Source organism: Exiguobacterium sp. SL-9 (assembly GCF_004336985.1).
Classification (GTDB): Bacteria; Bacillota; Bacilli; order Exiguobacteriales; family Exiguobacteriaceae; genus Exiguobacterium.
The window spans coordinates 71,370-83,061 of the sequence record NZ_SJUO01000002.1; the positions used below are offsets into that span (position 1 = coordinate 71,370).

13 protein-coding genes are annotated in these 11,692 nt (G+C 52.8%); 1 reads left to right on the forward strand and 12 read right to left on the reverse strand.

Going from position 1 to position 11,692, the window contains the following annotated elements:
* Positions 1 to 28 precede the first annotated feature (28 nt).
* Positions 29 to 577, forward strand: coding sequence for a DUF4256 domain-containing protein (locus EVJ34_RS04840; RefSeq protein WP_131484862.1), 549 nt, complete (start codon positions 29 to 31; stop codon positions 575 to 577).
* Between the two features lie 23 nt (positions 578 to 600).
* Here EVJ34_RS04840 and EVJ34_RS04845 read toward each other — a convergent pair whose 3' ends face one another.
* The 12 genes from EVJ34_RS04845 to EVJ34_RS04900 form a co-directional block, all read right to left on the reverse strand.
* On the reverse strand, positions 601 to 1,083 hold the full coding sequence (locus EVJ34_RS04845) for a hypothetical protein (RefSeq protein ID WP_131484863.1): 483 nt from the start codon (positions 1,081 to 1,083) through the stop codon (positions 601 to 603).
* Positions 1,083 to 1,355, reverse strand: coding sequence for a hypothetical protein (locus EVJ34_RS15685; protein ID WP_131484864.1), 273 nt, complete (start codon positions 1,353 to 1,355; stop codon positions 1,083 to 1,085). The genes EVJ34_RS04845 and EVJ34_RS15685 overlap by 1 nt, the downstream gene beginning before the upstream one ends.
* A 259-nt stretch (positions 1,356 to 1,614) precedes the next feature.
* On the reverse strand, positions 1,615 to 2,796 hold the full coding sequence (locus tag EVJ34_RS04855) for a glycine C-acetyltransferase (RefSeq protein ID WP_131484865.1): 1,182 nt from the start codon (positions 2,794 to 2,796) through the stop codon (positions 1,615 to 1,617).
* 15 nt (positions 2,797 to 2,811) lie between these two features.
* Positions 2,812 to 3,888, reverse strand: coding sequence for an L-threonine 3-dehydrogenase (gene tdh, locus EVJ34_RS04860; RefSeq protein WP_131436445.1), 1,077 nt, complete (start codon positions 3,886 to 3,888; stop codon positions 2,812 to 2,814).
* Between the two features lie 169 nt (positions 3,889 to 4,057).
* Entirely contained in the window at positions 4,058 to 4,318 is a 261-nt protein-coding gene (locus EVJ34_RS04865; RefSeq protein WP_012726477.1) for a stage V sporulation protein S, read from the reverse strand.
* Between the two features lie 26 nt (positions 4,319 to 4,344).
* Entirely contained in the window at positions 4,345 to 5,139 is a 795-nt protein-coding gene (locus EVJ34_RS04870; protein WP_131484866.1) for a TIGR00282 family metallophosphoesterase, read from the reverse strand.
* Between the two features lie 48 nt (positions 5,140 to 5,187).
* Positions 5,188 to 6,750 carry a ribonuclease Y gene (gene rny / locus EVJ34_RS04875; RefSeq protein WP_029595337.1) on the reverse strand — a complete coding sequence of 521 codons (1,563 nt, stop codon included), beginning with the start codon at positions 6,748 to 6,750 and terminating at the stop codon, positions 5,188 to 5,190.
* A gap of 187 nt (positions 6,751 to 6,937) precedes the next feature.
* On the reverse strand, positions 6,938 to 7,987 hold the full coding sequence (gene recA / locus EVJ34_RS04880) for a recombinase RecA (RefSeq protein WP_131436449.1): 1,050 nt from the start codon (positions 7,985 to 7,987) through the stop codon (positions 6,938 to 6,940).
* A gap of 76 nt (positions 7,988 to 8,063) precedes the next feature.
* Positions 8,064 to 9,290, reverse strand: coding sequence for a competence/damage-inducible protein A (locus EVJ34_RS04885; RefSeq protein ID WP_131484867.1), 1,227 nt, complete (start codon positions 9,288 to 9,290; stop codon positions 8,064 to 8,066).
* 65 nt (positions 9,291 to 9,355) lie between these two features.
* A complete protein-coding gene (gene pgsA, locus EVJ34_RS04890) occupies positions 9,356 to 9,934 on the reverse strand; it encodes a CDP-diacylglycerol--glycerol-3-phosphate 3-phosphatidyltransferase (RefSeq protein WP_131436453.1) in 579 nt (192 codons plus the stop codon).
* 31 nt (positions 9,935 to 9,965) lie between these two features.
* Positions 9,966 to 10,838, reverse strand: coding sequence for a helix-turn-helix domain-containing protein (locus EVJ34_RS04895; protein ID WP_131436455.1), 873 nt, complete (start codon positions 10,836 to 10,838; stop codon positions 9,966 to 9,968).
* A 27-nt stretch (positions 10,839 to 10,865) separates the two neighbouring features.
* A complete protein-coding gene (locus EVJ34_RS04900; protein ID WP_034777827.1) occupies positions 10,866 to 11,642 on the reverse strand; it encodes a YmfK family protein in 777 nt (258 codons plus the stop codon).
* Positions 11,643 to 11,692 lie beyond the last annotated feature (50 nt).

Genomic DNA, 11,692 nt, shown 5'->3' on the forward strand with positions numbered 1-11,692 from the left:
AAGAAACCTTGGAATGGAGTGATAAATGATGTCCATCCTTTCACACGAAGAAACAACCGAATTATTGAACACTCTTGAAGCGCGCTTTATCGCCCATCCGGAACGACATGCCGATACCGCTTGGCCTGACGTAATGACGCGTCTCCAAGCTGACGAGCGGAAACTCTCTGTGCTTGCCGAGATGGAGCGAACCGGTGGCGAACCTGATGTGATTCAATTTCCAGACGGTGACCTCGCTTTTTGCGACTGCTCACCAGAAAGCCCGAGCGGACGACGGAGCCTTTGTTACGATGAACAGGCGTTAGCAGCGCGAAAGAAGAATAAGCCGGACGGGAGTGCCGTCGCGTTGGCTGAAGAGATCGGCATCGAGCTACTCGACGAAACGACGTATCGTCATTTACAGACGCTCGGCACGTTCGACTTAAAGACGTCGAGCTGGATTATAACGCCAGAGACGATTCGTCAAAAAGGCGGCGCATTGTTCTGCGACCGCCGCTATAACCAAACCTTTGTTTATCACAACGGCGCCGATTCGTATTACGCGGCCCGTGGATTCCGCGGGATGTTAAAGATTTGAGCAAGGCCAAGTGCCTTGCTTTTTTACGTGAAGAGCCATTGGAAGACGACCGGAATGTATTTGATAAAGAAGAGGCTTACGAAAAAGAGCGAGGGTCCTTTTAGCAACCACATATACCAGGCATTGTCTTTACGCATCCAGAACAAAAAAATAGCATGAAGCAACGCATTCTGTGTGACGTTTGAACCATGCACCATTTGTCTGAGGAATGCTCCCCATCCAGGAAATGAATCGATACCAAACGATGCCGTGAAATCTGGTGATGTATCATATTTGATGCGTACGTACCACGCCATGGCATAGAGCGAAACAAAGAACGAAGCGACAATCGTCATCACTAAAAACGTAAAAAACTCTTTCCATGACTCCACATCGAGATAAAACACAACGAGCAAAGTTCCAATTGCAAAAATAACCTGAATGATAAAAGCTGGAGAAATCGTCAGGACAGAAAACTCTTCTGCTGTCATGAACGATCCAACTACTAAATTTGAAAGTTGGCCCATCATCGCATCCTCATCGCTTGTATGTGTGGGAGCAATGTGTCATATAATCCGACGTACATGACAACGCCTAGCCCGATGCCGGCGAGTAGCAAGATTGCGCCGAGATGTTTTGTCGTCATGAATACAAGTACAACATGAATCACAATCGTAGCGATGATGCTATCTGTGTTCCCAGAATGATCCGAGATTGCTTTTCCCGGTTTAATTAATAGATAAATGCCCAATGTCGAAACAAATATACTCATGCTTGCGATTAAAATATAATCAATCATCCTTACATTTCTCCAAACGTTTAAATTTTTATTCGGTATTTGAAATAAAAATAACTTTTAAATTATCCCTTTTCAAATTTTAGAGTCTCTCCTTTTAAATGTCTACCAAATTTTTCAAGCCTAAACGGTCTACCTTGTTCAAAACTGTCATCGCCACTCCTCGGTCGATTCGGCTGACACGATTGACTGATAGATTGAGAACAATCAAACACCTGTTTCAACAAAAAAACTGCAGACGCTTTTGTCTGCAGTTTCAAACTCACGCGTGAAGCGTGACGTTCAGTTCTTCCGCGACCGCCTTGAAGGCAGCGAGCGCACGTTCGAGGTCGTCACGGGTATGTTCCGCCGTCACGATCGTCCGAATCCGGGCCTTGCCTTTCTCGACCGTCGGGAAAGCGATGCTCTGTGCGAACACGCCATGGTCTTTCAACTTATCCGAGAATGTGTGCGCTAGCGTCTCTTCCCCGAGCATGACCGGCGTGATCGGCGTCGTCGCATGCCCGATATCGAAGCCGAGGTCACGCAGTCCTGTCTTGAAGAACTCGGTGTTCGCCCAAAGTTTATCGAACAATTCTTCTTCTTCCTTCATGACACGGATCGCCTCACGATTCGCCGCGACGACCGCTGGCGGATGTGACGTCGAGAACAAGAACGGACGTCCTTTTTGAATCAAGAAGTCACGGATATCGTTCGAGCAGGCGACGTAGCCGCCGAGGACACCGATTGCTTTCGAGAGCGTCCCGACTTGAAGCGCGACCCGTCCGTCGAGCCCGAAGTGGTTGACCGTGCCGCGACCGTTCTGCCCGAGCACGCCCGAGGCGTGCGCATCATCGACCATGACGGCCGCGTCATACTTCTCGGCGAGCTCGACGATTTCTGGGAGCGGCGCGATATTGCCGTCCATCGAGAAGACGCCGTCCGTGACGATCAGGCGCGTCCGGTAGTCTTGCGTCTCTTTCAACGCCGCCTCTAAATCGGCGAGGTCGACGTGCTTATAGATGCGGCGGGCCGCTTTCGTCAACCGGATGCCGTCGATGATCGAGGCGTGGTTGAGTGCGTCACTGATGACGACGTCTTCTGGGCCAAGGAGGGCCGACAAGACGCCGAGGTTTGTCGCGAAGCCCGATTGGAACACGAGCGCCGCTTCCGTATGTTTGAATTCGGCGAGCTCGCGTTCGAACGCCTCATGCATCTCGAACGTCCCGGCGATCGTTCGGACCGAGCCTGTGCCGGCCCCGTACTGTTCGACCGCTTCAATCGCCGCTTGTTTCAAGCGCGGATGGTTGGCAAGTCCGAGATAGTTGTTCGATGAGAGCTGGACGAGCGACTTGCCGTCGATCGTGACCTCGTTCGCTTGCGCCGACTCGAGCGGTACGAGTGAGCGGAACGTGCCCGCTTGTTTCATTTCATTGATTGCTTCTGTAATATGTTCAAATGCCATATTGATTCCCCCTGTTTATGGTATTAAGACGACCTTTCCACATTTCCCGGCCCGCATGAGCTCAAAACCTTGCTCGAACTCCTCGAGCTTGAACACGTGCGTGATAATCGGTTCAACGTTCAGCTGACCTGTCGCGAGTAACGTCGACACTTGGCCCCATGTCTCATACATCTTACGACCGGTGATGCCTTGGACGCGTACCCCTTTGAAGACGACGTCGCGCGTCAAGTCGATGGCGACTGGTTTGGCCGGGAGTGACAACACATTGACGTCCCCGCCAGCCGTGACCATCTTGAACGCCTGGTCGATGGCGACCGGATGCCCGCTCATCTCACAGACGACGTCGATGCCGTCCCCGTCCGTCTGATCCATAATCAACGCGAGCGGATTTTCGTCCATGCTATTGATGACGACGTCCGCCCCCATCTCCGCAGCGAGCTTCAACCGATACGGGTTGACGTCGATCGCATAGACACGACTCGCACCGGCCGCCTTGGCGACACCGACGGCCATGAGACCGATCGGTCCACAACCGACGATGGCGACTGACTTGGCCGACACGTCACTCGCGAGCACCGTATGGACGGCGTTACCGAGCGGTTCTTGAATCGAGGCGAGCTTCGATGGCATCGACTCAGGGTTGACCCACAAGTTCTCCTCCGGCATGACGACGTACTCGGCGAAACAGCCTTGCGTGTCGACGCCGATGATTTTTGTGTTCTTGCAGATATGATACTGTCCGCGTAGACACTGCTTGCACTGATGACAGACGATATGCGTCTCGGCCGATACCGTTTGTCCGACTTGGATGCGTTTCGTCCCTTCCCCGAGCGCCACGACTTCCCCCGCGAACTCGTGACCGAACACGTATGGCGGTTTGACCCGGCTCTTCGCCCAGTCGTCCCACTCATAAATGTGGACATCGGTCCCGCAAATCGATGTCGCCTTCACTTTGATTAACACTTGTCCAGCGCCTGGTGTTGGAATTGGCACTTCAACCAACTCCGCCCCGAATCCGGCCGTATGTTTTTGAATCGCTTTCATCACAGGTGTCGTTGCTTCCTTCTCTGTCATAGACACGAGCTGTTCCATTGAAAACGTCCCCCTCTTCATCTCTTGATCGAACTTCACGTTCTCTTTCATCTTGTCATAAAATGACGAACCTGAGAAGATAGAACGTCATATTTTCAGACAAAAAAGAGAAGCCATCCGCGCCGATGGCTTCTCTTACAAGAATAGGACCTATGTCCCGAGCGCAAGCTCATCGTGGTTCGATGATGAGCTTGATTGCCGTTCGTTCTTCTCCGTCAATCATAATATCAGTGAACGCCGGAATGCAAATCAAATCCAGCCCGCTCGGCGCGACGAAACCACGCGCAATCGCGACCGCCTTGATGGATTGATTGAGCGCACCGGCGCCGATTGCTTGAATCTCACACGTTCCTTTTTCACGAAGTACGCCAGCGAGTGCACCCGCCACGGAGTTAGGATTCGATTTTGCCGAAACTTTGAGTACGTCCATTCTTGTTTCCCCCTCGGGTAGGTTGTTCAATCAAACCATACGGTTTGATCATCTAGGTGTATGCGTTCGATTTTTGTGGCTCGTTTCGATTGGTCATCGATTGTGATTAAAACTCCATTTAATTGTTCCCGTCCCTCGGCAACTTCAAACCGGACCGGGAGTTGTGTCATGAATTTTCTCAAAACGACCTCGGCATCCATGCCGAGCACACCGTCAAGCGGACCCGTCATCCCGACGTCGGTGATGTAAGCCGTGCCGTTATTCAGAATTCGGTTGTCCGCCGTCTGGACGTGCGTATGGGTTCCGACGACAGCCTGGACGCGTCCGTCGAGATGATACCCCATCGCAATCTTCTCGCTCGTCGCCTCGGCGTGCATGTCGACAAAAATCGCGTCGACCTCGCCGCGAATGTCTTCGACGAGTGCATCGACCGTGCGGAACGGACAGTCGAGCGACGGCAGGAACACAGTCCCCATCACATTGATGACCGCGAGCTTCTTGCCGCCTTGTTTCAACACCATCATCCCGACACCCGGCGTGCCGGCAGGGTAGTTGGCCGGGCGGACGATGCGGTCGGCATCATCGATCCAATCAAAGATGTCACGGTTATCCCAAGTATGATTCCCCATTGTCACGCCATGGAATCCAAGCTCAAGAAATTGTTGATAGATTTTTTTTGTGATACCGCGCCCGTTGGCTGCGTTTTCACCGTTGACGAGCATGAACGTCGGGCTGTATTTGCTCTTCAGCCGTCCGATTTGGGCGCTCAAGATGTCGCGACCTGGCTTCCCGACCACATCGCCGATAAATAAGATTTTCATAGTTTTGTCCTCCCACAATAGAAAAAGCGGAGAATGTCTCCGCTCTTGTTACTTCGCATAATCGACAGCACGCGTTTCGCGAATGACCGTCACTTTAATTTGGCCTGGATAATCAAGCTCATCTTCGATCCGTTTACAGATGTCACGGGCCATCTTGTTCGCCACGACGTCATCGACGACGTCTGGGCGGACGATAATCCGGACTTCACGTCCCGCTTGGATGGCATATGATTTCTCGACTCCTTCGAACGACTCACAAATCGCTTCGAGGCGCTCAAGGCGTCGAATATAGCTTTCGAGCGTCTCTTGACGGGCTCCCGGACGCGCTGCTGACAAGGCGTCAGCCGCTGCGACGAGAACCGCGATCGTCGACGTCGCTTCGACGTCCCCGTGGTGAGAGGCAATCGAGTTGATGACGACCGGATGCTCTTTGTACTTCGTGGCAAGCTCGACACCGATCTCGACGTGGCTACCTTCGACTTCATGGTCGATGGCTTTCCCGATATCGTGGAGGAGACCCGCTCGCTTGGCGAGCGTGACGTCTTCCCCGAGCTCGGCGGCCATCATGCCGGCGAGATGGGCCACTTCGACCGAATGGGCGAGCACGTTTTGACCGTAACTCGTCCGGTAGCGCATGCGACCGAGCGTCTTGACGAGGTCCGGATGGACACCGTGGATGCCGGCTGAGAATGTCGCTTCTTCCCCGTATTCACGGATGCGCTCATCGACTTCACGACGCGATTTTTCGACCATCTCTTCGATTCGGGCCGGATGAATCCGACCGTCTTGAACGAGTTTCTCGAGCGTCATCTTGGCGATTTCACGACGGACCGGGTCGAATCCAGATAGGATGACCGCTTCCGGCGTGTCATCGATGATCAAATCGATTCCAGTAAGTGTCTCGAGCGTGCGGATGTTACGTCCTTCACGTCCGATAATACGACCTTTCATCTCATCACTCGGTAAATTGACGACAGATACAGTCGTCTCGGCGACGTGTTCGGCCGCGTACCGTTGCATCGTGAGAGACAAGAGGTGTTTCGCTTTTTTATCAGCTTCTAATTTTGCTTTTTGCTCGATTTCTTTTTGAAGGAGAGCAGCATCGTGAAGCGCTTCCTGCTTCGCTTCGTCCATGATGATGGTCCGTGCTTCTTCTTTCGACAAGGCTGCCACACGTACAAGTTCTTGGCGCGCCTCCTCATATAATTCCTCCACTTTGCTTTCGAGCGTTTCCGCTTCACGCTTCCGTTTCGCGAGGGCAGCCTCACGTTCATCCAAAGCATCTTCTTTCCGTTCGAGCATGTCTGCTTTCCGGTCGAGAAGCTCTTCTTTTTGGACGAAACGATTTTCTTTCACTTTCTGCTCTTCACGTCGTTCGCGCAATTCTTGTTCGGTCTCATTGCGAAGTTGAATCATCTCTTCTTTTACTTCAAGCCGTGCTTCTTTTTGCATCGCTTCCGATTGTTGTCGCGCTTGCTCTACAATCTTGGTCGCTTCCGTCTCGGCACCTTGAATCTTCGCTTCGGCGATCGATTTACGCACAAAAAAACCTGCAACAAAAGCTATCGGCAAAAGGAGGATCAGAATAAGCTCTAATAGCCATTCCATCATGTTCACCTCCCTTTCGCAAGGTTATTTTATTTTTTCATGAATGTAAACGCGAGCGAGCCCGCGTATAGCTTCATTGTACTTATTTACCTGTTAGAATGCAATGCACGGACAGGATAGAACTACCAATTCACGAAAAAAATTATACTAAAAAAATCTCGCCTGAACCGTGTCAGGCGAGAAATGTTACTTACTCTTCGTCTAAAAGCGAGAGGACGTCATCATTGTCAGCTTCGACCGTGATTGTCTTTTCACCGTTGAGGCCGTAATGGTCGCGGATCCGTTCTTCGACCGAAGCGGCTACCGACGGGTTCTCTTTCATGTACTGCTTCGCGTTCTCGCGGCCTTGACCGAGACGTTCTTCGTTGTACGAGTACCACGCACCACTCTTTTGAACGATGTCGAGGTCGGCCCCGATGTCGATGAGCTCCCCTTCACGTGAGATCCCTTCGCCGTACATGATATCGACTTCCGCTGTCTTGAACGGTGGCGCAATCTTGTTTTTGACGACTTTGATTTTCGTCCGGTTTCCAACCATGTCTTGTCCTTGTTTGAGCGTTTCCGCACGACGGACTTCGAGACGAACCGAAGAATAGAACTTGAGGGCACGACCACCAGGAGTCGTTTCCGGGTTCCCGAACATGATTCCGATTTTCTCACGGATTTGGTTGATGAAGATAACGATTGTCTTCGACTTGTTCGTCGCACCAGACAATTTACGGAGCGCTTGGCTCATCAGGCGGGCTTGAAGACCGACGTGCGAGTCGCCCATCTCCCCTTCAATCTCGGCTTTCGGAACGAGTGCCGCAACCGAGTCGACGACGAGAATATCGACCGCACCAGAGCGGACGAGTGCTTCTGCGATCTCAAGGGCTTGTTCCCCTGTATCTGGTTGTGATAAGAGCAACTCATCGATATTGACGCCCAAGTTTTGTGCGTATTTCGGGTCGAGCGCGTGCTCGGCGTCGACGAAGGCAGCTTGACCGCCACGTTTTTGGACTTCAGCGATGGCGTGAAGCGCCACCGTCGTCTTACCTGACGATTCAGGTCCGTACACTTCGATGACACGACCACGTGGATATCCACCGGCACCGAGCGCGATGTCGAGGGCGATTGAGCCGGACGGGGTCACCGAAACTTGCTGATCTGTATTTTCACCGAGGCGCATGATTGAGCCTTTACCGAATTGTTTCTCAATTTGGCGTAATGCCATTTCTAACGCTTGTTTACGATCACTCATAGATTAATGAGCCTCCTTTGATTGATACTTTCATTATAAGCGAAGCGAAGACGATACACAAGTTTTTTGCGAACGTTTATTCGCCTTTTTTCATTTGTTGCAGGAGCGCCCATATGCCGTCTTTCGTAGCACGTGCTTGAATGACATGCCGCTCTTGATGTGGGTAATCGCGTTCGATCACGTCAATCCCCGCCGGCGATCGGATGCCGATGAACACTTTCCCGACCGGCTGACCCGAACTTGACGTCGGCCCGGCCTCGCCGGTAAACGCCAGCCCATAATCCGTTCCGGTCTGACGGGTCAGACCGAGGATCATTTCAAAGGCGACTTCTTTTGAGACGACCGAGTGTGACTCAATTGTATCAAGGGATACCCCTAAAAACCTATTTTTTAGCTCGTCAGAATAGGTGACGACACCGCCCTTGAACACCGAGGACGCCCCCGGCACGGCCGTCACCATCGCTTGGGCTTGACCACCGGTGAGCGACTCGGCAATCGACAACGTCGCCTTCTGCGCTTGCAGTTCGTGAATCAGACGTGCGGCGAGCGTATCGTCGTCCGATCCGAAGTAATAACGGCCAACTCGTGCCAAAATATCCTGTTTGACCCGATGGATCATCTGTCGTGCCACGGCTTCCGTATCCGCCCGGGCGCTGATGCGCAGTCGTGCCTCGCCCGACTCGGCGTACGGAGCGACCGTCGGGTTCGATCCGCTCATCAAATCGGAGACCGCCGCGTCGAGCGCCGACTCGCCGATTTCATAAAAGCGCAGTGATTCAGAGACGATGGTCATTCCACCGAATTTTTCAGGGAACGTAGCGTCGACGATCGCCTTCATCTCCCACGGGACACCCGGTAACAACAGCCATGTCGGTTCATCCTCGATCCACATCCCGGGCGCGAGACCGACCGGGTTATCGAGCACCTCCGCCCCGGTCAAGACATCGGCTTGCCGCGCGTCGCCTTCGTTCATCGTCCTGCCTCGCGATGCGACGAAGCGAGTGATCGTCTCGAGCGCCGCTTGATCGCGCACGAGCGGGCGTCCAAGGACATCGGCGAGCGTCGTCTTCGTGATATCGTCTGCCGTCGGGCCGAGCCCGCCCGTGACGATGACGAGCTCGCTCCGCGCCTGTGCTTGTTCGAACGTCGCTCTCAATCGCTCCCCGTTATCCCCGACGACTACATGATACAGGACGGACAAACCGTATTTCGACAGCTGTTCTGACAAATAACGGGCGTTCGTGTTCGTGATTTCCCCTAAGAGCAGTTCAGAGCCTACCGCAATGATTTCGGTCCGTTTCATCCAAATTCCTCCCCAATAAAAAACGAGCTGTTCGGCCAAGCTGAACAACTCGTCTGTGCCGACGGTTACATCGACTTTACAATGATCTTGTAGTTTTGTGCGAAATATTCGGCCCCTGAGTAAATCGTCAAGACGAGCGCGAGCCACATCGCCCATTCGCCGAACGGGATACCGATATAGCTGAAAATCGGGTTGCCGAATAACAAGAAGATGATGGCAAAGAGTTGGACCCATGTCTTCGCTTTGCCCGACTTCCCAGCCGCGACGACGATTCCTTCATCGGCCGCCACGAGACGAAGTCCCGTCACAGCAAATTCACGCGATAGGATGACAACGACGACCCACGCCGCGACGAGATCCATCTCGACGAGCAGGACGAGCGCTGCCGTGACAAGTAGTTTGTCAGCGAGCGGATCCATGAACTTCCCGAAGTTGGTGACCAAGTTGTGCTTACGGGCGAGATGTCCATCCAGCCAGTCAGTGATAGCGGCGATCGTGAATACGACGCCGGCGATGAATTGATGGAGCGGAACGTCCGCCCCGAGGAAAGCGATGTCTCCCCAATCAAAATCTACGGCGAGCAAGACGACGAACACGGGAATCAGTAACACCCGCAACATCGTCAAGCGGTTAGGTAGGTTCATCGAGAACTCCTCCTCTAGAAGGAGAGTCAACTTATTCTGCGTCGACTCTCTTTACAAATATATTTTGTGTGACCGGCGAGTCAGCAAGTTCCAGCTCGCGGCCATTGACAACAATTTTCTCGACCCCACCAATCAAACCGATGCGGATGCGGAGCGTATCCGTCTCTGCGTCCTCGATGACAATCGGATTCTGCTTCGATTGGTTCGGATATTCCGGCGCGAGGAACGGGCCCTCAAGGGAAGTATCTCGGACGCCGACATACGTTGCCGGCGACTCTTTTACATGAATCTCCGTCGTCAATTTATCAGCTGTTGCAATCTCATATGTGAGATCTGCTCCGCTCGTCGTCGCGACCGCGATCGGCCCCGTCTCTTCAGCTGTCTCTTCTTCAGCTGGTTCTTCCTCGACAGGCTCTTCTTCGACAGGCTCCTCTTTCGGGACGTCCTTGTTTTGATCAATCGTCACACCCGAGTTCGATGGCTCGGCCGGCGACGCGTTTTGATCCCCAAAATCAAGGTTCCGGACGACGTAATAGACGGCCGTCATCAAGAGGAAAGCGACGAGCACAAGCATGACTTTCGGTACCCAACGCGAGACACGGCTCGACGTTTCCGAGGCTTTCGAGTAGGTTTGTTTTCGCGACAATTGAACGGTCGGCTGCGGCTCGATTTTCGGCAAGTCTTTCGCATACGTCTCGTACAGTTCATCGACATCAAGACCTAACGATTCTGCGTACGTTTTGATGAACGCCCGTGCATAGAACGAGCCAGGGAGATTTTTGTAATCACCTTCCTCGATCGCGATGATATAGCGTTTTTGAATCTTCGTCGTCTGCTGGATTTGGTCGAGCGTCAAACCGCTCGCCTCACGCCTTTGTTTCAAAAAAGTCCCTAGTTCTGTCACAGGGGTCCACACCTTCCATTCAAGTAGTTATTCAAACCATTCTGCCTCACGATGTGTCTCTTGAGGAATGATAATCTCCTCATCTTGTGAATTCCGCAGTTCGATGATGTAATCAAAGTCCTCGAACACACAGTCGGTGTTGCGAACGTAAAGATCAGGGTGCTCGATGACTTTGACAGACGGAAGTCGCATCACTTCACGAATCAATTGCCGATGGCGCTCATCCATCGTCCGCGTCGAGACGGCACCGTCGATGATATAGACATGGTCCCCTTCGCGTTCTTCTTCGAATAGTGACGTCCGCACCGTCTGTTTCATGAGCGTCGAGGATAAGAACAGCCAGCGCTTGTTCGCACAGACACTCGCCGCTACAATCGACTCGGTTTTTCCGACACGAGGGTTGCCGCGCACGCCAATCAGCAAGTGTCGTTCTTCTTTCATCAGTTCTGCGACAAAATCGACGAGGACACCCAAGTCCTCGCGCACGAAACGAAACGTCTTCTTGTCGTCGTTGTCATGCTCGATGTAGCGCCCGTGTCGAATCGCGATCCGGTCCCGAAGTTTCGGGCGTCGAAGCTTGATGACGACGATGGCTTCCATCTTACGTAAAATATGTTCCAGACGATGAACGTGATCGGCCGCCGGTGCCTTTAACAGCATGCCGCGGCGCTGAAGATCGACGCCGTTGATCGTCACGATTGAGATTTGAAGCATCCCCATCAGTGAGGCGATATCCCCCAGGATACCAGGCCGATTTTGGCAAAGTTCATATTCGAGATACCATTCTTCGAACTTATGATCCATCTCGTCCACCCTTTCTGATGTGTGCTCGCTACCTTGTTCATTCTAAATTA